General features: G+C 71.4%; 19 protein-coding genes. 12 read left to right on the top strand and 7 right to left on the bottom strand.

Going from position 1 to position 21,765, the window contains the following annotated elements; all coding sequences use genetic code 11:
- Positions 1-44: 44 nt before the first annotated feature.
- Positions 45-2,084, bottom strand: coding sequence for a bifunctional aldolase/short-chain dehydrogenase (locus ACYVMZ_RS31785; RefSeq protein ID WP_461085829.1), 2,040 nt, complete (start codon positions 2,082-2,084; stop codon positions 45-47).
- 134 nt (positions 2,085-2,218) lie between these two features.
- Positions 2,219-3,379: an L-rhamnose isomerase gene (gene rhaI / locus ACYVMZ_RS31780; RefSeq protein WP_461085827.1), complete on the bottom strand. Its 1,161-nt coding sequence runs from the start codon at positions 3,377-3,379 to the stop codon at positions 2,219-2,221.
- A 260-nt stretch (positions 3,380-3,639) separates the two neighbouring features.
- Here rhaI and ACYVMZ_RS31775 point away from each other — a divergent pair, with 260 nt between their 5' ends.
- The 9 genes from ACYVMZ_RS31775 (at position 3,640) to ACYVMZ_RS31735 (ending at position 13,625) form a co-directional block, all read left to right on the top strand.
- Positions 3,640-5,157: a sugar ABC transporter ATP-binding protein gene (locus ACYVMZ_RS31775; protein WP_461085825.1), complete on the top strand. Its 1,518-nt coding sequence runs from the start codon at positions 3,640-3,642 to the stop codon at positions 5,155-5,157.
- Between the two features lie 31 nt (positions 5,158-5,188).
- A complete protein-coding gene (locus ACYVMZ_RS31770; protein ID WP_461085823.1) occupies positions 5,189-6,259 on the top strand; it encodes an ABC transporter permease in 1,071 nt (356 codons plus the stop codon).
- On the top strand, positions 6,252-7,262 hold the full coding sequence (locus tag ACYVMZ_RS31765) for an ABC transporter permease (RefSeq protein ID WP_461085821.1): 1,011 nt from the start codon (positions 6,252-6,254) through the stop codon (positions 7,260-7,262). The genes ACYVMZ_RS31770 and ACYVMZ_RS31765 overlap by 8 nt, the downstream gene beginning before the upstream one ends.
- A gap of 32 nt (positions 7,263-7,294) precedes the next feature.
- The gene (rhaS, locus tag ACYVMZ_RS31760; protein ID WP_461085819.1) at positions 7,295-8,377 is read left to right on the top strand and encodes a rhamnose ABC transporter substrate-binding protein; all 1,083 of its coding nucleotides are present in this window, start codon (positions 7,295-7,297) and stop codon (positions 8,375-8,377) included.
- A gap of 17 nt (positions 8,378-8,394) precedes the next feature.
- A complete protein-coding gene (locus ACYVMZ_RS31755) occupies positions 8,395-8,715 on the top strand; it encodes an L-rhamnose mutarotase (RefSeq protein WP_461085817.1) in 321 nt (106 codons plus the stop codon).
- Positions 8,716-8,754: 39 nt separating this feature from the next.
- Positions 8,755-10,179, top strand: a complete 1,425-nt coding sequence (locus ACYVMZ_RS31750; RefSeq protein ID WP_461085815.1) for a BNR repeat-containing protein — start codon at positions 8,755-8,757, stop codon at positions 10,177-10,179.
- 91 nt (positions 10,180-10,270) lie between these two features.
- Positions 10,271-11,302 carry a LacI family DNA-binding transcriptional regulator gene (locus ACYVMZ_RS31745; RefSeq protein WP_461085813.1) on the top strand — a complete coding sequence of 344 codons (1,032 nt, stop codon included), beginning with the start codon at positions 10,271-10,273 and terminating at the stop codon, positions 11,300-11,302.
- 99 nt (positions 11,303-11,401) lie between these two features.
- Positions 11,402-12,703, top strand: a complete 1,302-nt coding sequence (locus ACYVMZ_RS31740; RefSeq protein WP_461085811.1) for an alpha/beta fold hydrolase — start codon at positions 11,402-11,404, stop codon at positions 12,701-12,703.
- A gap of 178 nt (positions 12,704-12,881) precedes the next feature.
- Complete coding sequence (locus ACYVMZ_RS31735) at positions 12,882-13,625, top strand: PIG-L deacetylase family protein (RefSeq protein ID WP_461085809.1); 744 nt, start codon at positions 12,882-12,884, stop codon at positions 13,623-13,625.
- Positions 13,626-13,713: 88 nt separating this feature from the next.
- Here ACYVMZ_RS31735 and ACYVMZ_RS31730 read toward each other — a convergent pair whose 3' ends face one another.
- On the bottom strand, positions 13,714-13,914 hold the full coding sequence (locus ACYVMZ_RS31730) for a DUF5999 family protein (RefSeq protein ID WP_461085807.1): 201 nt from the start codon (positions 13,912-13,914) through the stop codon (positions 13,714-13,716).
- Between the two features lie 140 nt (positions 13,915-14,054).
- On the opposite strand from ACYVMZ_RS31730, the gene ACYVMZ_RS31725 reads away from it, so the two are divergent.
- Positions 14,055-14,885: a pentapeptide repeat-containing protein gene (locus ACYVMZ_RS31725; RefSeq protein ID WP_461085805.1), complete on the top strand. Its 831-nt coding sequence runs from the start codon at positions 14,055-14,057 to the stop codon at positions 14,883-14,885.
- Here ACYVMZ_RS31725 and ACYVMZ_RS31720 read toward each other — a convergent pair.
- Positions 14,847-16,343 (bottom strand): cytochrome P450, encoded by a 1,497-nt coding sequence (locus tag ACYVMZ_RS31720; protein ID WP_461085803.1) that lies wholly within the window; start codon positions 16,341-16,343, stop codon positions 14,847-14,849. The genes ACYVMZ_RS31725 and ACYVMZ_RS31720 overlap by 39 nt on opposite strands.
- A 108-nt stretch (positions 16,344-16,451) precedes the next feature.
- Between ACYVMZ_RS31720 and ACYVMZ_RS31715 the strand changes: the two genes are divergently transcribed.
- Both ACYVMZ_RS31715 and ACYVMZ_RS31710 read left to right on the top strand, forming a co-directional pair.
- Entirely contained in the window at positions 16,452-17,060 is a 609-nt protein-coding gene (locus tag ACYVMZ_RS31715; protein ID WP_461085801.1) for a TetR/AcrR family transcriptional regulator, read from the top strand.
- Positions 17,061-17,145: 85 nt separating this feature from the next.
- Positions 17,146-17,874, top strand: coding sequence for a DUF2470 domain-containing protein (locus tag ACYVMZ_RS31710; RefSeq protein ID WP_461085799.1), 729 nt, complete (start codon positions 17,146-17,148; stop codon positions 17,872-17,874).
- On the opposite strand, the gene ACYVMZ_RS31705 is transcribed toward ACYVMZ_RS31710, so the two are convergent.
- From ACYVMZ_RS31705 to ACYVMZ_RS31695, 3 genes are all read right to left on the bottom strand, one after another.
- Positions 17,842-19,047, bottom strand: a complete 1,206-nt coding sequence (locus tag ACYVMZ_RS31705) for a lactonase family protein (RefSeq protein WP_461085797.1) — start codon at positions 19,045-19,047, stop codon at positions 17,842-17,844. The genes ACYVMZ_RS31710 and ACYVMZ_RS31705 overlap by 33 nt on opposite strands.
- Before the next feature lie 115 nt (positions 19,048-19,162).
- On the bottom strand, positions 19,163-20,221 hold the full coding sequence (locus tag ACYVMZ_RS31700) for a hypothetical protein (RefSeq protein ID WP_461085795.1): 1,059 nt from the start codon (positions 20,219-20,221) through the stop codon (positions 19,163-19,165).
- A gap of 46 nt (positions 20,222-20,267) precedes the next feature.
- Positions 20,268-21,521: an FUSC family protein gene (locus ACYVMZ_RS31695; protein WP_461085793.1), complete on the bottom strand. Its 1,254-nt coding sequence runs from the start codon at positions 21,519-21,521 to the stop codon at positions 20,268-20,270.
- Between the last annotated feature and the right edge of the window lie 244 nt (positions 21,522-21,765).

Genomic DNA, 21,765 nt, shown 5'->3' with positions numbered 1-21,765 from the left:
GCCGAGGTCGACCGCGGCGTACGACTTCACGGACGTCACCGCCGTCACCGCAGGAACGCGGCGGCGACGCCGGCGTCGACCGGGACGTGCAGCCCGGTGGTGTGCGTGAGATCACCGCCGGTCAGCGCGAACACGGCGTTCGCGACATGCTCCGGCAGCACCTCCCGCTTCAGCAGCGTCCGCTGCGCGTAGAACTCGCCCAGCTTCTCCTCCGGCACCCCGTACACCGCCGCCCGCTGCGCGCCCCAGCCGCCCGCGAAGATCCCGGAGCCGCGCACGACCCCGTCCGGGTTGACGCCGTTGACCCGGATCCCGTGCTCGCCCAACTCGGCGGCCAGCAGCCGCACCTGATGCGCCTGGTCGGCCTTGGTGGCCGAGTAGGCGATGTTGTTCGGCCCGGCGAAGACGGCGTTCTTGCTGGCGATGTAGACGATGTCACCGCCCAGCCCCTGCGCGATCATCACCCGGGCCGCCTCGCGCGAGACGAGGAAGGACCCGCGGGCCATGATGTCGTGCTGGAGGTCCCAGTCCTTGGCGGACGTCTCCAGCAGCGGCTTGGAGATGGAGATGCCGGCGTTGTTGACCACCAGATCCACACCGCCGAAGGCCAGCACCGCCACCTTGAACGCCTCGGCGATCTGCTCCTCGGACGTCACGTCCACGGTCACGGCGACGGCCTTGTCGGGCCCGCCCAGTTCCTCGGCGACCGCGACGGCGTTCTCACCGTTCAGGTCCGCGACCACGACACACGCACCCTCGGCGACCAGACGGCGGGCGATCGACTTCCCGATCCCGCTCCCCGCACCGGTCACCAGTGCCACCCGGGTCGCCAGCGGCTTGGGCTTCGGCATCCGCTGGAGCTTGGCCTCCTCCAGCGCCCAGTACTCGATACGGAACTTCTCCGACTCCTCGATCGGCGCGTACGACGAGACCGCCTCGGCCCCGCGCATCACGTTGATCGCGTTGACGTAGAACTCGCCGGCCACCCGCGCGGTCTGCTTGTCCTTGCCGAAGCTGAACATGCCGACACCGGGGACGAGCACGATCGCCGGGTCGGCGCCGCGCATCGCGGGGGAGTCGGGCTCGGCGTGCCGCTCGTAGTAGGCGGCGTACTCCTCCCGGTACGCGGCGTGCAGCTCCTTCAGCCGTCCGACCGCCTCGTCCAGCGGTGCCGTCGGCGGCAGGTCGAGCACCAGCGGCCGGACCTTCGTACGGAGGAAGTGGTCGGGGCACGAGGTCCCGAGCGCGGCCAGCCGCGGATGCTCGGCACGCGCGAGGAAGTCGAGGACGACATCGGAGTCGGTGAAGTGCCCGACCTGGGGCTTGTCCTGCGAGGCGACGGCCCGCACGTACGGCGCCAGCGCCGCCGCCCGCTCCCGCCGCTCGCGCTCGGGCAGCGGCTCGTACCCCTCGACCACCGGCCCGAAGGGCTCGGCCTTCCCCCGCTCGGCCAGGAACATCTCGGCCGTGCTAATGATGTGCAGCGAGTTGCGCTCACACTCCTCGGACGTGTCCCCCCACGCCGTGATCCCGTGGCCGCCGAGGATGCACCCGATGGCCTGCGGGTTGGCCTCCTTCACGGCCGCGATGTCCAGCCCCAGCTGGAAACCGGGCCGCCGCCACGGCACCCACACCACCGTGTCCCCGAAACACTCGGCGGTCAGCTTCTCCCCGTCGGCGGCACACGCGAGCGCGATCCCGGAGTCCGGATGCAGATGATCCACATGCGTGGCCTCGACGAGCCCGTGCATGGCGGTGTCGATGGAGGGCGCCGCACCCCCCTTCCCGTGCAGGCAGTAGTCGAACGCGGCGACCATCTCGTCCTCGCGCTCCACGCCCGGATAGACGCCCTTGAGCGCCCTCAGCCGGTCGAGCCGGAGTACAGCGAGTCCCGACTCGGTGAGCGTCCCGAGATCACCGCCCGACCCCTTGACCCACATCAGCTCGACGTCACCACCGGTGACGGGGTCGGTGTCGGTGCCCTTGGCGGACGCGTTGCCGCCCGCGTAGTTGGTGTTGCGGGGATCGGAGCCGAGCCGGTGGGACCGGGCGAGGAGAGCGGCGGCTTCAGGGTGGGGTGCCATGAGTACCAGTTCCTTTTCAGAAGAGAGTGTGTGAGGAAGGGACGCGGGTCCGTATCGGATGTGCGGCTCCGCCGCGTGGGCGCGACCAGCCACAACCGGCCCGCAGCCCGCAGACGACGGAACTCGGCAGACGCTTACGCCCCCCACCCGGCCTGCTGCCCACCAACCCGCTCGGCGACGATCTTCTCCGCCCACCCGGACCGGCGGTACGCCGCAAGGGGATCGGGGTCCAACCCCATCTCCTCCCGCACCTCCGCCAGCAACGGCCGCACATCCGTGTTGTACGCGTCCATCAGCACGGCGTTCGCCCCCAGCACATCCCCGGCCTGCTGAGCCGCGGCCAACGCCGACCGATCGACGAGCAGCGCCTTCGCCGTGGCCTCCTGCACATTCATCACCGACCGGATGATCGCCGGAATCTTCGACTCGATGTTGTGGCACTGGTCGAGCATGAACGCGACCTCGGGTGAGAGCCCGCCCCCGCGCACCACCTCGTACATGATCCGGAACAGCTGGAAGGGATCGGCGGCCCCGACCATCAGGTCGTCGTCCGCGTAGAACCGCGAGTTGAAGTCGAACCCGCCGAGCTTCCCCTCCCGCAGCAGCGTCGCCACGATGAACTCGATGTTGGTCCCCGGAGCGTGATGCCCCGTGTCCACCACGACCTGCGCCTTCGGACCCAGCTTCAGACAGTGGGCATACGCCGTACCCCAGTCCGGAACATCCGTCGTGTAGAAGGCCGGCTCGAAGAACTTGTACTCCAGCAGCATCCGCTGCCCCTCACCGAGCCGCTCGTACACCTCCGCGAGCCCCTCGGCGAGCCGGTCCTGCCGGGCCCGGACGTCGTCCTGCCCCGGATAGTTCGTACCGTCGGCGAACCACAGCTTCAGATCCCGTGACCCGGTCGCGTCCATGATGTCGACGCACTCCAGCAGGTGGTCCACGGCCTTCCTGCGCACCGCCGCGTCCGGATGACAGATGCTGCCGAGCTTGTAGTCGTCGTCCTGGAACGTGTTGGAGTTGATCGCGCCCAGCTTCACGCCGCGCTCCTGGGCGTACTTCGCAAGGGCCGCGTAGTCGTCGACCCGGTCCCACGGAATGTGCAGGGCCACCGTGGGTGCCACGCCGGTGAGCGCGTGCACCTGGGCAGCGTCGTCCAGCTTCTCCTGCGGCGTGCGGGGAACGCCCTGCTGCGCGAACACCTTGAAGCGGGTGCCCGAGTTCCCGTACGCCCACGACGGCGTCTCGACGGCCTGTGTCTTGAGAGCGGCCTTCGCCGCGGCGAGCTCGGTCACGTCAGGCTCCTGTGACATCGGGTCGTGAGACCACTGAGTGAAACGATTCAGAAGGGGAAGCTATGGGCCCTCAGTAGGGGTGTCAACCCCTCCCGTCGGCCCCGGTTTCCGTGACCGGCGCGTGACCTTCGGCTATCGAAATTTTTTCGAACCGGACCCATTGACGTGACATGCGAAGCGCGCCTAACGTCCCGGCAACCCAGTTGAAACCTTTCACGACGCCGAGAGGGCCGTCCCGCCGGCGTCGTCGAGGAGCCCCCATGACCCACCCGTCCACCACGGGTCCGGCCCCGGTTCTGGCGCTCAGGGACGTCTCCAAGTCCTTCGGCGCGGTCCGCGCCCTGCGGGACGTCTCCCTGGAGCTGTTCCCCGGGGAGGTGCATGCCCTCGCTGGTGAGAACGGAGCCGGCAAGTCGACTCTCATCAAGACGCTCGCCGGAGCGCACCGGCCGGACGCCGGCCAGGTGCTGCTCGACGGCAGGCCGGTCGTCTTCCACGGTCCCGGTGACGCCCGCGACGCCGGTATCGCCGTCATCTACCAGGAGCCCACGCTCTTCCCCGACCTGTCGATCGCCGAGAACATCTTCATGGGCCGCCGGCCGAAGCGCGCCCTCGGCCGCATCGACCACAAGGCCACGCACGCCGCCACCCTCGCCCTGATGCGGCGCCTCGGTGTCGAACTCGACCCCGACCGGCCCGCCCGCGGCCTGTCCATCGCGGACCAGCAGATCGTCGAGATCGCCAAGGCGCTCTCCTTCGACGCCCGCGTCCTGATCATGGACGAGCCGACCGCCGCCCTCACCGGCAGCGAGGTCGCCCGCCTCTTCGGCGTCGTACGGACCCTGCGGGAGCAGGGCGCCGCGGTGCTGTTCATCTCCCACCGGCTGGAGGAGATCTTCGAGATCTGCCAGCGGGTCACCACCCTGCGCGACGGCGCCTGGATCGCCAGCGAGCCGCTGGACGGCATGACCGAGGACGACCTGGTGCGCCGCATGGTCGGTCGCGACCTCGACGAGCTCTACCCCAAGCAGGACGTCCGCCCCGGCGAGGTCGCCCTGAGCGTGCGCCGGCTGACCCGCGAGGGCGTCTTCACCGACGTCTCCTTCGACGTGCGGCGCGGCGAGATCGTCGGCCTCGCCGGACTCGTCGGCGCGGGGCGTACCGAGGTCGCCCGGGCCGTGTTCGGCATCGACCGCTGGGACGCCGGCGAGGTCTCGGTCGACGGCAAGCCCCTCGTCAACGGCGCCCCGTCCACCGCGATGGCCGCGGGGCTCGCCCTCGTCCCCGAGGACCGGCGGGCCCAGGGCCTGGTGATGGACATGTCCATCGAGCGGAACATCGGGCTCACGGGTCTTCGTACGACCGTGAAGGCCGGGCTCATGGACCGGCGCGCCGAACGCAGCCGCTCCCTCGACTGGGCGGTCAGGCTCCACGTCAAGTACGCCCGGATCGCCGACGCCGTCGCCACGCTGTCCGGCGGCAACCAGCAGAAGGTCGTCCTCGCCAAGTGGCTCGCCACCCGCCCCCAGGTGCTGATCGTCGACGAGCCGACCCGCGGCATCGACGTCGGCACCAAGGCCGAGGTGCACCGGCTGCTGTCCCAGCTGGCCGCCGACGGCGTCGCCGTCCTGATGATCTCCTCCGACCTGCCCGAGATCCTCGGCATGGCCGACCGCGTGCTGGTGATGCACGAGGGCCGGCTCACCGCAGAGATCCCGCGCTCCGAAGCCACCGAGGAAACGGTGATGGCCGCAGCCACGGGGAGGGCCGCCGCATGAGCCCGACGACCGCACCCTGGAGGGCCGCCGCATGACGGTGACCGCACCGAACCCCGCCTCCACCACCGAGGTGCCCGAGTCCAGCGGCACCCGCCTGGTCGACCGCGTCTTCAAGATGCGTGAACTCGCCATCGGCGTCGTCTTCCTGGTGATGATCGCCGTCACCCAGGCCGGCAACAGCGAGTTCCTGTCCGAGCAGGGCATCAAGGACCTGCTGCTGAACGCCACGATCCTGGTCCTGGTCGCCACCGGCCAGTCCCTGGTCGTCATCACCCGCAACGTCGACCTGTCGGTCGGCTCCACGCTCGGCATCAGCGCCTTCGCCGCCGGTACCTACCTCCAGGGCGGCGGCAACTCCGTCGTGGCCGTGCTCCTCGCCGTCCTCATGGGTGTCGGCTTCGGTCTCCTCAACGGACTGCTCGTCAGCCTCGGCCAGGTGCCCGCGCTCGTCGTCACCCTCGGCACGCTCTACATCATCCGCGGCATCGACTCCATCTGGGTCGGCTCCCGCCAGATCACCGCCGCCGACCTGCCCGGCGGATTCGTCGACTTCGGCTCCGGCGGCATCTCGGCGGTGCCGTACCTGGCGCTGATCGCCCTCGCCGTCCTGGTGGCGACCGCGTACTACCTCAAGCACTTCGGCAGCGGCCGTGAGCTGTACGCGCTCGGCTCCAACCCCGAGGCCGCCCGGCTCGCCGGCATCCCGGTGCGCAAGCGGATCCTCGCGGCGTACACCTTCTGCGGCGCGCTCGCCGGACTCGCCGGCGCCCTGTACCTGGCCCGGTTCGGCAACGTCGACTCCGGCACCGGCAACGGCTACGAACTGACCGTCGTCAGCGCGGTCGTCGTCGGCGGCGTCGTCTTCACCGGCGGCTCCGGCAGCGTCTACGGCGCGGCCCTCGGCGCGCTGCTGCTGACCTCCATCAACAGCGTGCTGCCCGCCCTCGGCGTCAGCTCCGTCTGGGTGCTCGCCATCAACGGCATCCTGCTCATCCTCGCCATCGCGGTCGACCGGATCGTCGCGCTGCGTGTGGCCACCGCCCTGAAGAAGACGGCTCTGAAGAAGACGGCTCTGAAGAAGAGGAACGCCCGCCATGCCTGAGTCTCTCTCGCGCGCGATCCGCTGGGACACGGTTGTCGGCGCTCTGCTCATCGTGGTCCTGCTGTTCTCCTTCGGCTTCGTCGACGGCTTCGGCAACGCGCTCAACCTGTCGTTCCTCATCGGCAACACGCTCCCGATCGCGCTCATCGCCCTGCCGATGACGCTGCTGGTGGTCTCCGGCGAGATCGACCTGTCGGTCGCCTCCACGGCGGGCCTGTCGGGCGCGGTGATGGGCGCCCTGTGGAACCAGGGCATGACGATCGAGACGATCATCCCGATCTGCCTGCTGCTCGGCGTGGTCTGCGGCCTGGTCAACGGCCTGCTGGTGACCCGGCTCGGCCTTCCGTCCCTGGCCGTCACCATCGGCACGCTCGCCGCCTACCGGGGTATCGCGCAGATCGTGCTCGGCTCGGACGCGGTGACCGACTTCCCCTCGCAGTACCTGGACTTCGCGGCCGGACGCATCGGCGACACCTTCGTCCCGTACGCCTTCCTGCCCTTCCTGGTGCTTCTCGCCATCGCCGTGGTCGCGCTGCACGCCACCCCCTTCGGGCGGTCGCTGTTCGCCATCGGCGCCAGCGAGGAGGCCGCGCGCTTCGCCGGCATCCGCGTCAGGCGGCAGAAGCTGATCCTGTTCACGGTGACCGGCCTGATGGCCTCCCTCACCGGGATCTTCTGGGCGCTGCACTACGCCAGCGCCCGCTACGACAACGCCACCGGCCTCGAACTGTCCGTCGTGGCCGCGGTGCTGCTCGGCGGCATCGACTTCGACGGCGGCAAGGGCACGCTCGGTGGCGCGATCGCGGGAGTCTTCCTGCTCGGCGCGCTGCAGAACGTGATGAGCCTCGTCAACGTCTCCGCCCAGTCGCAGATCGTCGTCACCGGCGTTCTGCTCGTCGTCTCCGTGCTCGGCCCGAGGGTCGCACGGCAGATCTCCGTCGCGAGGGCGGGCCGCAGGGCTGCCTCAGCGCCGGTGCCCGAGGCGCCGGCGCCCACCTCGTGATCCCCGCTCACCTTCGTAAAGGAACCACTGCCATGCGCAAGTCATCCCTCCGCCGCACCTGCGCGGCCCTCGCCGCCGTCACCTCCCTCGCCCTGGCCGCCACCGCGTGCGGCGGTACGACCAAGAAGGACGTGCAGAACGAGGGCGGCTCGGCCGCCGCGGCCGGCAAGGCCAACCCCGACGCCGAGCTGAAGAAGGGCCTGACCGTCGGCTTCCTGCCCAAGCAGGTCAACAACCCGTACTTCACCACTGCGGACAAGGGCGGCGAGAAGGCCCTGAAGGAGCTCGGCTCCAGCTACAAGGAGGTCGGCCCGTCCAGCGCCACCGACACCTCCGGCCAGGTCTCCTACGTCAACACCCTCACCCAGCAGCAGGTCGAGGCCATGGCCGTCTCCGCGCAGGACCCCGGCGCCCTGTGCACCGCGCTCAAGCAGGCCATGAAGAACGGCATCAAGGTCGTCACGTACGACTCCGACACCAAGCCCGAGTGCCGCAACGCCTTCGTCTCGCAGGCGTCCGCCGAGGACCTGGGACGCACCGAGGTGCAGCTGCTCGCCAAGCAGATCGGGTACAAGGGCGAGATCGCGATCCTGTCCGCCGCGCAGACCGCGACGAACCAGAACACCTGGATCGAGTTCATGAAGGACGAGCTGAGCAAGCCCGAGTACAAGAACATGAAGCTGGTGAAGGTCGCGTACGGCAACGACGACGCCCAGCAGTCCTTCCAGCAGACCCAGGGCCTGCTCCAGGAGTACCCGAACCTGAAGGGGATCATCTCCCCGACCACCGTCGGCATCAAGGCCGCCGCCCAGTACCTGTCCGGCTCCAAGTACAAGGGCAAGGTCAAGCTGACCGGCCTCGGCACCCCGAACGACATGCGCAAGTACGTCAAGAACGGCACCGTCGAGGCGTTCGAGCTGTGGGACCCGGCCAAGCTGGGCGAGCTGGCCGCCCGCACCGCCGTCGCCCTGGCCTCCGGGCAGATCACCGGCAAGGAGGGCGAGACCTTCAAGGCCGGCGCGATGGGGGAGTACACCATCGGCAAGGACGGCGTGATCAGCCTCGGCAAGCCCACCGTGTTCGACGCCAAGAACATCGACCAGTTCAACTTCTAGAAAGGCAGCGGTACTTCATGCAGCGCGTCTGTTTCCTGCTCAAGGTCCGTCAGGACAAGATCGCCGAGTACCGCGAATGCCACGCCGCCGTGTGGCCGGAGATGCTCGAAGCTCTCTCGGCCACCGGCTGGCACAACTACTCCCTCTTCCTGCGCGACGACGGCCTGCTCGTCGGATACCTGGAGACCGAGGACTTCGAGGCCGCCAAGGCCGGCATGGAAGCCGCCGAGATCAACGCCCGCTGGCAGAAGGAGATGGCGCCGTTCTTCGAGTCGCTGGACGGCGCCCGCCCCGACGAGGCGATGAAGCCCCTCACCGAAGTGTTCCACCTCGACTGATCCCGTGCTTGGTCCCGCCCGACAAAGGAGTCCCCCGAGATGAGAAGACGTACCCTGCTGGCCGGAGCCGTCCTCAGTGCCGTGGCCGGCCCCGCCCTCGGCAGCGGCACCGCCCGCGCCGCCGACCCCGGCCCGTCGGTCACCCCCACCGGTACCACCACGCTGGACAGCCAGGCCATCTTCTTCGTGTCGTACGACGGCCTGGTCAACAACAACTCGTTCCAGAAGAACGGCCTGCTCACCTACAAGGGCTACCAGTACGCCGTCTGGTACACCGCCGACCGCAACGCCGTCGTCGGCCGCCGCGCCCTCGGCGCGAGTACCTGGCAGACGGTCAAGGTCGGGCACACCCTGCGCTACGACGACTCCCACAACGTCATCTCCATGGGTGTCTCCAAGATCGACGGCCGCCTCCACCTCAACATGGACTCCCACAGCGACGGCTTCACCTACGTCAAGTCGGTCGCCGGGCTCATGGACAACCCGGCCGGGCTGAGCTGGACCACGAGCCGCTTCGGCGCCCGGCAGTCGACACTGGACGGGCTCACGCTCACCTCGCAGTTCACCTACCCGCAGTTCGTCTCGACCCCCGAGGGCAGGCTCCAGCTCAGCTACCGCGTCGGGGTCTCGGGCAACGGCCGCAACGCCCTCGCCGAGTACGACGGTTCGAGGTGGACCGCGCTGGGGGAGTGGACGTCCTCCACCGGCACCTACACCAGCGAGCACGGCTCCTCCACGGCCCGCAACATGTACCTGCACGGCATCGACTACGACCGCAACGGCCGCCTGCACTCCTTCTTCACCTGGCGCGAGCAGAACGGCGCCGTGATGTGCTCCAGCGGCGGCATCACCAACCACGACACCGGCTACGTCTACTCCGACGACCGGGGCCGCACCTGGCGCAACAACGCGGGCACCGTGGTCGGCACCACCGGCGGCTCCGACCGGGTCTCCGTCAACGACGCCGGCCTGGTGGTGGACCCGCTCAACCCGGACCACTCCCTGATGAACCAGGAGAGCCAGTTCACCGACTCCGCCGGCCGCCCGCACGCGATCATCAGCTACGTACCGGGCCGCTTCGGCCAGTGCACCACGAACTACGTCGCCGACCGCACCCGCAACGGCCGCGCCTTCCACGTCCGCAAGAACAGCTCCGGCGCCTGGCAGAAGACCGAGATCCCGGTTCCGCTGAACTCCAGCCAGCGCACCAAGCTGATCCTGGACAAGTACGACAACGCGTACGCGATCTTCCCGTTCGGCAGGATCGCCGGCGCCTCGGCGGCCTCGGGCCACACCGACTGGAAGCTCCTGTTCGACGGCAGCGGCCTCAACGCCTTCGGCGAGGTGGTGATCGACGAGACGCGCGTCGCGCAGGACGGGGTGCTGTCCTTCATGTACCAGGAGAAGTCCAGCGGTACGACCCCCTCGGCGCTGCGCGTCGTCGACTTCCGGCTCCCCGCCTGACCGCGGCCGCACCGAAGCCGTACCGGGGCGGCATGACGGTACTGTGAAGGCCTTCCGGCCGCCCCACGTTCTCCTTGGAGGTCCCTGCCCGATGGCCCAGTCGGTCGGTATCAAGGACGTCGCCCGCGTCGCCGGAGTCTCCGTCGGCACGGTCTCGAACGTGATCAACCGTCCGGACACGGTCGCCGCCGAGACCCGGGCGCGGGTGCTGTCCGCCATAGACCGGCTCGGCTACGTCCGCAGCGAGTCCGCGCGCCAGCTGCGCGCGGGCCGCAGCCGGATCATGGGGCTGCTCGTCCTCGACATGGGCAACCCCTTCTTCGTCGACGTGGCGCGCGGCGCCGAGCGCGCCGCGCGGCAGGCCGGGCTCGGCGTGATGGTCTGCAACAGCGCCCAGGACCCCAGCGAGGAGGCCGAGTACCTGTCGCTCTTCGCCGAGCAGCGGGTGCGCGGGGTGCTGCTGACCCCGTCGGACGCGAGCGGCCGCAACATCGCCTCCTTCCGCCGCCACGGCATCCCCTTCGTCCTCGTCGACCGGGTGGCCGAGGGCACCACCGAGTGTTCGGTCTCCGTCGACGACGTGGCGGGCGGCGCCCTGGCCGTGCGTCACCTCGTCGACGCCGGGCACCGCTCCATCGCCTACGTCTCCGGCCCGCCCGGCCTCAACCAGGTCCGGGACCGCCGTACGGGCGCCCTCAACGCGCTCGCCGAGGCCGGCCTCGGTCCCGACGCGCTGCGCGAGCTGCCCACCGAGCGGCTCGACGTCGCCGCCGGCCGGGACGCCGGTGCCCGCCTGCTCGGCCTGGCCGACCGCCCCACGGCCGTGTTCTGCGCCAACGACCTGCTCGCCCTCGGTGTCCTGCAGGCCATGTACGCGGCCGGTGTCGACGTCCCCGACGACCTGGCGATCGTCGGCTACGACGACATCGAGTTCGCCGCCGCCGCGGCCGTCCCGCTCACCTCGGTCCGGCAGCCCGCCGTCACCATGGGCGCCATGGCGGCCGAACTGCTCCTGGAGGAGACGGAGGCGGATGCGGAGGGCGCGGCGAAGAAGCACCAGCACAGACGGGTCGTGCTCCAGCCCGAACTGGTGGTGCGCCGCTCCAGTCTGTCCGCCCGCTGATCCACCGTTCAGTACGTTCTCATGATCCTGGGAGTCGGCCGGCGGACGATCGTGTGCTGAACTGGGACGGCCCGAAAACCGTCCGTCCCGGGAGACCCGTTGACCTTCAGCTACCGCCAGCCCGGTGTCGTCCTCACCGACCGCCGCTTCACCGTGCCCCTCGACCACGACGCCCCCTCGGGGGAGACGATCGAGCTCTACGCCCGTGAGGTCGTCGCCAGCGACAAGGCGGACCGGGACCTGCCGTGGCTGGTCTACCTCCAGGGCGGCCCCGGCTTCGGAGCCAACCGCTTCGTCGGCAAGCAGGCCTGGCTCGGCCGCGCCCTGAAGGAGTACCGCGTCCTCCTCCTCGACCAGCGCGGCACCGGCCACTCCACCCCCGCCAACCGCCAGACCCTCCCGCTGCGCGGCGGCCCCGCCGCACAGGCCGACTACCTCGCCCACTTCCGCGCCGACTCCATCGTCCGCGACTGCGAGGCCATCCGCCCCGAGGTCACCGGCGGCGCCCCCTGGACCGTCCTCGGCCAGAGCTTCGGCGGCTTCTGCACGGTGACGTACCTGTCCACCGCCCCCGAGGGCCTGGACACCGCCGTGATCACCGGCGGCCTGCCGTCCCTCGACGCCCACGCCGACGACGTCTACCGGGCCGCCTACCCGCGCATCGAGCGCAGGGTCGCCGCCCACTACCGCCGCTACCCGCAGGACGTCGACCGCGCCCGCCGCATCGCCGACCACCTTCTGACCCACGACGTGGTCCTGCCGAACGGCTACCGGCTCACCGTCGAGGCCTTCCAGTCCCTCGGCGCCCTCCTCGGCAGCGGGGAGGGCAGCCACCGCCTGCACTACCTCCTGGAGGACGCCTTCGTCCGCACCCCGCAGGGCTTCGCCCTGTCCGACGCGTTCCAGGAGCAGGTCCAGGGCCTGCTGTCGTACGCGAGCCACCCGCTGTACGCCCTCGTCCACGAGGCGTGCTACGGCCAGGACGCCCGGCCCACCGCCTGGTCCGCCGAGCGCGTCCGCGCCGAGTTCCCGCGGTTCGACGCCGCGAAGGCCCTCGCGGGCGACGACCCGCTGCTGTTCACCGGGGAGTCGGTCCACCCCTGGATGTTCGACTGCGACCCGGCCCTGCGCCCCCTGCGCGAGACCGCCGAGCTGCTCGCCGCCCGTACCGACTGGACGCCGCTGTACGACGCCACCCGCCTCGCCGCCAACGAGGTGCCGGTCGCGGCGGCCGTCTACCACGACGACATGTACGTCGACACGGCACATGCCCTGCGGACCGCGCGGGCGATCCGCGGCCTGCGCACCTGGGTCACCGACGAGTTCGAACACGATGGCGTACGGGTCGGCGGACCCCGCGTTCTCGACCGGTTGCTGGCCTTGTCGCGAGACGAGGCCTGAGGCCGACGCCGCTGCCTTCGGCCTTGAGGCCACCGGGGTCGGGGTGTTCGACCCATGTCGACCCATGCTGCGAGCCGGCATTCGCCGGGCCTCCCCTGCCGCGCCGCGGCCCCGGTGGGGACCGGCCGGTGTTCGCCTTCCTCCGGCCTGATCCCCGGACAGGCCCTAATCTGCGGACATGACCGAGCCGACGATCACTCGACTCCAGCCCATGCCCACCGACTGGCAGCGCGCCCTGGCGGTCGTGGCCCACCCCGACGACCTCGAGTACGGCTGCTCGGCGGCGATCGCGGCCTGGACCGACGAAGGCCGCGAGGTCGCCTACGTGCTCGCGACCCGCGGCGAGGCGGGCATCGACACGCTGGAGCCCGCGCGGTGCGGCCCGCTGCGGGAGCGTGAGCAGCGGGCCGGCGCGGCCGTGGTCGGCGTGTCGGTGGTGGAGTTCCTCGACCACCGGGACGGCGTCATCGAGTACGGCACGGCCCTGCGCCGCGACATCGCCGCCGCGATCCGCCGCCACCGGCCCGAACTGGTGATCACCCTCAACCACCGGGACACCTGGGGCGGGGTCGCCTGGAACACCCCGGACCATGTGGCCGTCGGCCGTGCCACGCTCGACGCGGCGGCCGACGCCGGCAACCGGTGGATCTTCCCGGACCTCGCCGAGCAGGGCCTCGAGCCCTGGAACGGGGTGCGCTGGGTCGCCGTCGCCGGTTCCAGCACACCCACGCACGCCGTGGACGCGACCCCGGGCCTGGAGCGCGCGGTGCGCTCGCTGCTCGAACACCGCACCTATATCGAGGCGTTGACCAGCGAGGACCCGGAGGCGTACGTCCGCGGCTTCCTGACCGAGCACGCCCAGGCCATGGGAGAGCGCTTCGGGGGCCGGCCGGCGGTGGCGTTCGAGCTGTTCGGCAGATGACGGGAGGCCGGCCGGGCGCTCCCTGATCTTCGCGGGCCCCCCACCCCGCAGGACGGGGCGCTGGAGCTGCCCGGCCTCGCAGGGTGGGTCAGGCGGCCACCGCGAGCGGGCCGAGGGCGCGGTGCGGGTCCACGACCCGCCCGTCCGGCAGGAGTTCACCGGTGTCGTCGAAGACGATCGTGCCGTTGCACAGCAGGCTCCAGCCCTGCTCGGGGTGGGCCGAGACGATCACGGCCGTGTGGTGTTCGGGGCTGTCGGCGGCGGGACACGGGGGCCGGTGGGTGCACATGACGTCTCTCCTCGATCCGTATGGCTCCTGCCTGTGCGTCTGCTGCCTCATTGATAGCCGAGCTTGTTTTCCGTTGTATGAGGGGACCCCCACAGGTCCGGAAACGCCTCGGTGAGTTTTCGTTTCGTATGCTGAACGGCATGCGAGATCAACCGGCCGACCAGGCTGACCTGCGGGGCGACTGCGCGCGGTGCTTCGGACTGTGCTGCGTCGCCCTGCCGTTCGCGGCCTCGGCCGACTTCGCGCGCGACAAGGACGCCGGGACGCCCTGCCCGAACCTGCGGAGCGACCACCGGTGCGGCGTTCACGCCGAGTTGAGGCTGGAAGGGTTCACCGGCTGCACGGTCTACGACTGCTTCGGCGCCGGGCAGAAGGTCTCGCAGATCACCTTCGGCGGCCGGGACTGGCGTACGGGCTCCCGGGAGCACGCCCGCCGCATGTTCGACGTGTTCCCGGTCGTGCGACAGCTGCACGAGCTGCTGTGGTACCTGACCGAGGCGCTGACCCTGCGCGCGGCCCGTCCGGTCCACGCCGAGTTGCGCCGGGCTCTGGAGCGGACCGAGCGGCTCACCCGTCGCAGTCCCGGGGAACTGGCCGTCCTGGACGTGGCGGCGCACCGGCAGGAGGTCAACGTCCTGCTGCTGGAGTCCAGCGAGCTCGCGCGGGCCGGGGTGCGGGGCCGCAGGAAGGACCGCCGGGGTGCGGACCTGATCGGTGCCCGCCTCAAGGGCACGGACCTACGGGGCGTCAGCCTGCGCGGCGCCTACCTCATCGCCGCCGACCTCACCGGCGCCGATCTGCGGGACGCGGACCTGATCGGCGCCGACCTGCGCGACGCCGACCTCACGGACGCCGACCTGACCGGGGCGTTCTTCCTGGCCCAGCCCCAGCTCAACGCGGCCCGGGGAAGCGCGGGCACCAGGCTGCCGGGGTCACTCACCCGCCCCGCGCACTGGACAGCGCAGGTCTGAGGCCGGCTCCCGTGCCGGGGTGCGGCGTTCGAGGCGCAGCCGCAGCCCCTCCGGCAGCAGCGTCAGCCGCTCGGCCACCCGCAGCCGGTAGCCCGGGTCGGGCCGCAGCTCGTAGCGGCGCAGCAGCAGGCCGAGCACCAGCGTGGCCTCGTGCAGCGCGAACTGCCGCCCGATGCACGCCCGCGCGCCCGTCCCGAACGGTTTGAAGGTGTGCGGCGGACGGGACCGTACGGCCCTGGCGTCGAAGCGGTCCGGGTCGAACCGCTCCGCGTCCGCGCCCCACACCTCGGGATCCCGGTGCAGCATCGGCGTCAGCACCAGCGCCCACGCGCCCCGCCGCATCGGATGCTCCCCGGCCAGCACCGTGTCCTCGCGCGCCTCCCGGGCGAAGGCGGGCGCCGTCGGCCACAGCCGCAGCGACTCTTCCAGCACCCGGCGGACGTAACGCAGCCTGGCCACCTGCTCGTAGGCCGGTTCCGCCACGTCTGCCCACACGCGGTCCACCTCGGCGCGGGCGCGGGCGGCGACCTCCGGGTGCCGGGAGAGGTAGTACAACGCGAAGGAGAGCGCGCCCGAGGTCGTCTCGTGGCCGGCGACCAGGAAGGTGATGACCTGCCGGCGGACGTTCTCGGGGGACAGCCGCTCCCCGGTCTCGGGATGGGCCGTGTGGAGCATCCGGTCGAGCAGGTCCCCGTTCCCGCCGCCGGCGGCGCGGCGGGCCCGCACCAGGTCGTCGACCGTGCGGTTGAGATGTGTGATGTCGGCCGTGTTGCGGCGGTTCGCGGCGCGCAGCAGCAGCGGAGCCAGCGGCGAGGGCACGGTGTTGCGCCGCTGGGCGTAGGTGAGCGTGCCCACCATCGCGGTCACGAACGGGTGCGGACGGGCACGTTCGAAGGACCCGAAGTCGTGCCCGAACCCGGTGCGTGCGATCGTCTCCAGCGTCAGCTTCGTCATGTCGCCGGGCACGTCCACCGCCCGGCCCGCCGCCAGCGCGCGGTCCCAGTGGTCCATGAGCCGCCCGGTCACCGCCAGCATCATCGGGTGGTAGCCCGCCATGGCCTCCCGGCTGAAGCCGGGCGCCAGCACGTCATGGGCCAACTGCCAGTTGGGCTCGTGGTTGTACGCCGTGAACAGCCCGTCCCCGGCGACCGGACGCAGGTTGGCGATCCCGAGCCCCACGTGCTTGGCGAAGCGGGACTCGTCCGCCAGGTCGGCCACGAGATCGGCGCCCCACACGAACACGAACTCCTTGCCGAAGGCCCTGCGGCGGAAGATCGGCCCCAGCTGCCGGGCGTAGCGCAGGGAGGCCTGCAGGGGAGCGCGCCGGTCGGCCCCCAGCACATCGCCGAGGAGGGGGAGCCGGTGCGGCGGATGCGGTATGCGGCGCAGCTCGGGCCAGCCCTGCTCGGCACCGCGGAACCCCTTGGGCAGCCCGGTCCTCGTCGTCGTCTCCGCCATGACGCGATCTCCCTTGATCCAGCGGCAGTTGAGCGTGTTGTACGTGAGTTCAATAACGTGGTTCAAGTCTCGTCCCGTTGTTGAACCGGCGTCAAGTAAAGTGCGGGCATGGCCGCGAACCAGGGCGAGCGCACCCGCCGCCGCCTCAGCACCGCCGAGCGCCGCGAGCAGCTGCTGTCGGTCGGGGCGCGGCTGTTCTCGGAGAGTCCGTACGACGACGTGTGGATCGAGCAGGTGGCCGAGATCGCCGGTGTCTCGCGCGGGCTGCTCTACCACTACTTCCCGACCAAGCGGGACTTCTTCGCGGCGGTCGTCGAGCGCGAGAGCGAGCGGATGCTGCGGATGACGGCTGCCGTGCCCGGGGTTCCCGTGCGCGCGCAGCTCACCGCGGGGCTCGACACGTATCTGGAGTACGTCCAGGCCCACGCGCACGGCTACCGCGCCTTCCATCGCGCCGACGCGGCGGGGGACCAGGCGGTGCGCCGGGTCTACCAGCGCGCCCTGGCCGCGCAGGAACGGCAGATCCTGGCGGCCCTCGCCGCCGACCCCGAGTTCGGGCCGGTCTTCGAGGAGCGGCCCGACGTACGGCTCGCCGTGCGCGGCTGGCTGGCGTTCACCACGGCCGTCTGCCTGGAGTGGCTGCGCGGCTCGGAGCTGACCCGTGAGCAGGTGCGCGATCTGTGCGCACGCGCCCTGCTGGGCGTCCTCACGCCCTGAAAGGTCTGGCAAAGATCACCCGGGCTGGTTGGCGTGCACCCGGATCTTCGATAGGTTAGGTGAGGCTTACCTAAGGAGGTTTGGGATGGGTGACGACAGCCACAGCTGGACGGCAGCGCCCGCCGCGGCGGAACGGGCCCGCTCGGTGCTCGCCGTCGCGTGGTCCTGCGCGGTGACCGCGGAGGGCACGCGCGAGGAGCTCGTCGGCGCGCACACCGTGACCGAGGACGGCCGGGTGCTGCTGGACGTGCCCGAGGACAGCGCGCTGCTCGCGGCCGCGATCTGCGCGCCCCGCGGCGAGCCGTCCGCCGTGCTGGAGTTCGCCGACGTCGCGCCCGTCCCGGTACGCAACCGGATCCGTGCCCGGCTGTGGCTCGCGGGCTCGTTCACCGCCGAGGACGGCAGACTCGCCTTCCAGGCCACGCGTGTGGTGCTGCGGCAGCCGTCCGGTGCCGTGGTCGTCGACCTCGACGACTTCGCCGCCGCCGTACCCGACCCGCTGGCCACGGCCGAGGCCCGGCTGCTGACCCACCTCGCCGACTGCCACGCCGACGCGGTCGAACGGCTCACCCGGCTCGTCGAGCCCGACAGTCTGCACGGCGCGGTCCGCATCCAGCCGCTCGCCGTGGACCGGCACGGACTGACCCTGCGCATCGAGCGCGTCCGCGCCCACGGCGACGTACGCCTGCCGTTCCACGCGCCCGCCGACACCGTCGCGCAGCTCACCGAACGGATGCACGTCCTGCTCGGCCAGGCCAGTGCCGCCTCCTGCCCCCGGGCCCTACAGCGGCAGCGCACAGACGGCGACCGGTGAGGCGAAGGGCTCGCCCGCCCGCCGCAGTCGACCGCTGTCGTCGTCCACGTGGAACACGCTCACCGTGCCGGACTTCTGGTTCGCCGCGAACAGCAGCGTCCCGTCCGGTGAGAACGCGATCTGCCGGGGGAAGTCGCCGCCCACCGGCACGGTGTCCAGCAGCCTGAGACGGGCTCCGTCCGCCTCGATCGCGTAGCGGGTGAGGCTGTTGTGGCCGCGGTTGGCGAGGTAGGCGTACGAGCCGTTCGCGGTCACCAGGATCTGCGCCGGGTAGCTGGTGCCGGACCCCGTGCCCGTCGACTGCGCCGCGCCGACGGTCAGACGGCCGGAGTCCGGGTCGTAGGCGCACACGGCGACCGTGTTGTCGGTCTCGTTGGCGAGGTAGGCGTACCGGCCGCCGGGGTGGAAGGTGAGATGGCGCGGACCGGCACCGGGCCGCGTGTGGGCCTGCGCGACCTCGGTGAGCGCGCCGGACCGCTCGTCGAGCCGGTAGGTGTAGACGGTGTCCGTGCCCAGGTCGACGGCGAGGACATGTCCCTTGTCGGGACTGGTGATGATCTGGTGGGCGTGCGGGCCGTCCTGGCCCGGCCCGGGCCCGGGACGGGAGTGCGTGACCAGGTCGGTGCGCTCGCCGAGCGCCCCCGAGGCGTCGATCGGGTGCACGGCCACGCTGCCGGAGGTGTAGTTGGCGCTCAGCAGCCAGCGCCCGCCCGGATGCACCGACAGATGGCACGGACCCCCGCCGCCGGTGCCCTGGCGGCCCAGGACCCTGCGGTCGGACAGACGGACGGCGGTCACCGCACCGTCGTCCCGTTCGTTGACCGCGTACAGCGTCCTGCCGTTCGGATGCACCGCGAGATACGACGGGTCACCGACGCCGGTGAGCGTGCCGGTGCCGGTGATCCGGCCCGTCGTGGCGTCGTACGTGGCCAGGCCGATGCCCCGGCCGCCGCCCTCGACGGAGGTGTAGCTCCCGAGGTAGAGGGGGCGCGGGCCGGAGGGTGCCCGGGACTCGCGTGGGGCGGCGGCGCTCGCTTCGGGGGACGCCGAGGTCGACGCAGTGGCCTGAGCCGACGGCGCCGACGCGTTGTCGCATCCCGGGAGTGCCGCCGCGGCGGCCGTACCCGTCAGGGCGCCGACGAATCGCCGCCTGCTCCAGCCACTCCTGCCCATACCCGCACCTCAGGTCGTCGGTCGTCACCGTCGTGAACAGCCACCCTGACCTGGATCACCCACCGGGTGCAAGAAAGCCAGTGCGCGTTGCCGAGTGCAACGCGCCCGTCCGGCCTTACCAGTCCCCGTCCTCGACCGGCGCCCCCGGCGCGTCCTTGAGCTGCTGCACCTGGTGCGGCGCGGGCTCCTGCCAGGGCTCGTGGTCGTCCCCGAGCCAGTCGCCGACCGGCTTGACCGCCTGGAGCGTGTCCGCCGGGGCGAGATCCTCCGCGTCCTGGTCGTAGTAGTCGAACCAGGGCAGGCCCGCCCGGGTGTACGCGGCGCGGTCCACCGGCGACGGCGGCGGCGCCTCCCCGGTGATACGACGCCACTCCGGGGGCGTCACCAGGTGCACGAACACCCGGCCCGCCGGCTCCTCGGACCAGTCGGACAGCGGCCGGTCGTCCTGGTACACCTCCTGGCGCATGGAGCCGCCGACGCCGAGTCCCATCGCCCCGGTGGCCCGGGGCCGGCCCACCGGAGCGCCCGCCGCGGGTGCCGGGGCCGCGCCCGGCGCGGGCGGCGCCGCCATCGGCAGCGCGGCACCGTAGGCACCGGGCGCGGGAAGCACCCGTGCCCGCTCCGCGCGCCGCCGCTCCGCCTCGCGCCATGCCGCCAGTTGCCGGTCGTTCAGCGGGAAGCACTGCAGCTGTACCCCGCCCCACACCTCCTCGCCCGTGACCTGGCCCTCGACGGTCGCCCCCAGGCCCAGCGGCACCGCCACGAACTGGCGGACCGTGCCCTTGCCCGAGTTGATGCCGTCCAGCCAGGGCTGGCGGGGCAGCACGACGTAGTTCTGCGGGTTCCGAGACAGCCGGTCGCTCCACGGCCGGCCCGACACGGCGCACACCTTGCCCACGCCGACCTGCAGGGCGGCGGGCTGCGTCGTGCCCGAGAAGCTCAGCCACATCGCTTCGCGCAGGTACACCGGCAGCATCACGCCACCGCGGGCCCGCCACGCCTCGGGCACCGTGTCCGGATGATCCGCGACCCGCCGGATCGGGAACTCGCCGAGCCCCGGCGGCAGCGGATGCGTGCCGCTCTCGGGCAGCCGCAGCGTGCGGATGAACCGCACCGCCACTCCGCCCGGCAGCCGCAGTGTGTTCCCGTCGATCCGCACGGTGGTGTCGGTCATCGGCCCGCTTCCTCACGTCCGGCGCCGGCCCCGTCGCGGCGCTCCCTCACCGAGAACGCCCGTCCATCCCGGTACGGTTCCGCCACAGCTGCTCCTGAACGCCCAGGCGCTGCCGCAGCCGGGTGAGCCTCGGCTGGCGTTCGAGCTGCTCGCGCGAGTGACGGTCCAGCTCCTCCAGGAGGCGGTGCGAGCGGTGCTCGGTGTCGAGTTCGTCGAGGATGCGGTTGACCTCGGTCAGTACCGCGCCGTGCAGCTGCCACTGGCGGGCGTCGCGCTGCACCTCGTCCAGCAGCAGCTGGGCCAGTTTGTCGCGGGTGGCCGAGGCCTGCCGCAGCTCCGTGCTGAGCCGTTCCTCGGCCGACTCGGCGTTCAGGCTGACGCTGGTGGTGACCAGGACCGCGAAGCTGACGATGGCGTTGGCGATCTCGGACAGCAGCTGTTCGAGCGTGGCACCCGTCTCCGGCTCGAACAGCGGGTCCGGCTCCCGCTCCTTCGCGAGGTCGGTGAGGGTGCGCGCGAGCACCCGCAGGACGACCGTGCAGATCTCCAGGGTGTCCAGGCCGGTGCGCAACACCACCCGGTGCAGCAGGCCCTCCCGCACGCGCGGATTGAGCCGCAGACTGTCCTCGGCCTGTCGGAGGGCCGCGTCCACCTCGACGATGTCGTGGTCGAGGCGTCGCGCCTCGTGCAGCCGCTCCGCCGCGCGGTGCACGGGCGTGCGGCCCGCGGCCTCCTCGCCCATCCGCAGCATCAGCTGCCGCAGGCGGCGCGCCAGCCCGTCGATCGACTCGCCCGCCTCCTCCACCCACACCGGCGGAGCCAGCAGCAGATTGCAGCCGAGCCCCACGACCGCGCCGATCAGCGTCTCCACGACCCGGGCCCAGGCCGTGTCCCCGTGGGTGGTGACCCCGAGGACCAGCATCGCGCTGATCGCCACCTCGGGGACGTACTCGTTGACGCGTACCAGGTGCCCCACGGCCAGCGCGGCCAGGATCAGCAGCCCGAGGCTCCACCAGGTCAGCCCCACCAGCAGGCTGAAGGCGATGGCGACGAGGACCCCCGCGACCACCGCGTTCACCCGGCGGATGCCGTTGGTGAGGGTGGCATAAAGGGTGACCTGGACGACCAGCAGCGCGGTCAGGGGCGCGGTGAGCGGTGCCACCTCGGGGCTCAGACGCAGCGCGATGACATAGGCGATCGTCGCCGCGGTGGCCGAACGCAGCGTCTGGACGACCAACGGATCCCGGCGCCGCTTGACGAACCGTACGGCGGGCACTGTCCACTCACGTACCTCTCGCATCCTCTGGGCTGTTCCCCTTCCCCAAGCACATCGAACGTTTTCTTGAAAGACGGTATTCGGCCGGAGGAACGACGGCGGCAGTGGGTGGGGGAGTGACGGCGGCAATCGGCTGGGGGGTGGGGGAGTGACGGCGGTAATCGGTTGGGGGAGGGGGGAGCGACGGCGGTGACCGGCCCGGGGACACGGCTGCGGAAAACCCCCGTGCGCACCCCGTGGTTTTCCGCACCTCAGGTCGGCGGTCAGC

Source organism: Streptomyces deserti, from assembly GCF_054782695.1.
Note: the sequence above shows the minus strand (reverse complement) of the source record. Positions and strands in the feature narration are given on the sequence as shown.

Bases quoted from the DNA above. Each gene is read 5' to 3' on its own strand.
- ACYVMZ_RS31715 (WP_461085801.1), top strand. From the start codon at position 16,452: ATGGCCGCGAACCAGGGCGAGCGCACCCGCCGCCGCCTCAGCACCGCC.
- ACYVMZ_RS31710 (WP_461085799.1), top strand. From the start codon at position 17,146: ATGGGTGACGACAGCCACAGCTGGACGGCAGCGCCCGCCGCGGCGGAA.
- ACYVMZ_RS31735 (WP_461085809.1), top strand. From the start codon at position 12,882: ATGACCGAGCCGACGATCACTCGACTCCAGCCCATGCCCACCGACTGG.
- ACYVMZ_RS31755 (WP_461085817.1), top strand. From the start codon at position 8,395: ATGCAGCGCGTCTGTTTCCTGCTCAAGGTCCGTCAGGACAAGATCGCC.
- ACYVMZ_RS31725 (WP_461085805.1), top strand. From the start codon at position 14,055: ATGCGAGATCAACCGGCCGACCAGGCTGACCTGCGGGGCGACTGCGCG.
- ACYVMZ_RS31730 (WP_461085807.1), bottom strand. From the start codon at position 13,914: ATGTGCACCCACCGGCCCCCGTGTCCCGCCGCCGACAGCCCCGAACAC.
- ACYVMZ_RS31695 (WP_461085793.1), bottom strand. From the start codon at position 21,521: ATGCGAGAGGTACGTGAGTGGACAGTGCCCGCCGTACGGTTCGTCAAG.
- ACYVMZ_RS31700 (WP_461085795.1), bottom strand. From the start codon at position 20,221: ATGACCGACACCACCGTGCGGATCGACGGGAACACACTGCGGCTGCCG.
- ACYVMZ_RS31720 (WP_461085803.1), bottom strand. From the start codon at position 16,343: ATGGCGGAGACGACGACGAGGACCGGGCTGCCCAAGGGGTTCCGCGGT.
- ACYVMZ_RS31745 (WP_461085813.1), top strand. From the start codon at position 10,271: ATGGCCCAGTCGGTCGGTATCAAGGACGTCGCCCGCGTCGCCGGAGTC.
- rhaS (WP_461085819.1), top strand. From the start codon at position 7,295: ATGCGCAAGTCATCCCTCCGCCGCACCTGCGCGGCCCTCGCCGCCGTC.
- ACYVMZ_RS31765 (WP_461085821.1), top strand. From the start codon at position 6,252: ATGCCTGAGTCTCTCTCGCGCGCGATCCGCTGGGACACGGTTGTCGGC.
- ACYVMZ_RS31785 (WP_461085829.1), bottom strand. From the start codon at position 2,084: ATGGCACCCCACCCTGAAGCCGCCGCTCTCCTCGCCCGGTCCCACCGG.
- ACYVMZ_RS31750 (WP_461085815.1), top strand. From the start codon at position 8,755: ATGAGAAGACGTACCCTGCTGGCCGGAGCCGTCCTCAGTGCCGTGGCC.
- ACYVMZ_RS31770 (WP_461085823.1), top strand. From the start codon at position 5,189: ATGACGGTGACCGCACCGAACCCCGCCTCCACCACCGAGGTGCCCGAG.
- ACYVMZ_RS31705 (WP_461085797.1), bottom strand. From the start codon at position 19,047: ATGGGCAGGAGTGGCTGGAGCAGGCGGCGATTCGTCGGCGCCCTGACG.
- ACYVMZ_RS31775 (WP_461085825.1), top strand. From the start codon at position 3,640: ATGACCCACCCGTCCACCACGGGTCCGGCCCCGGTTCTGGCGCTCAGG.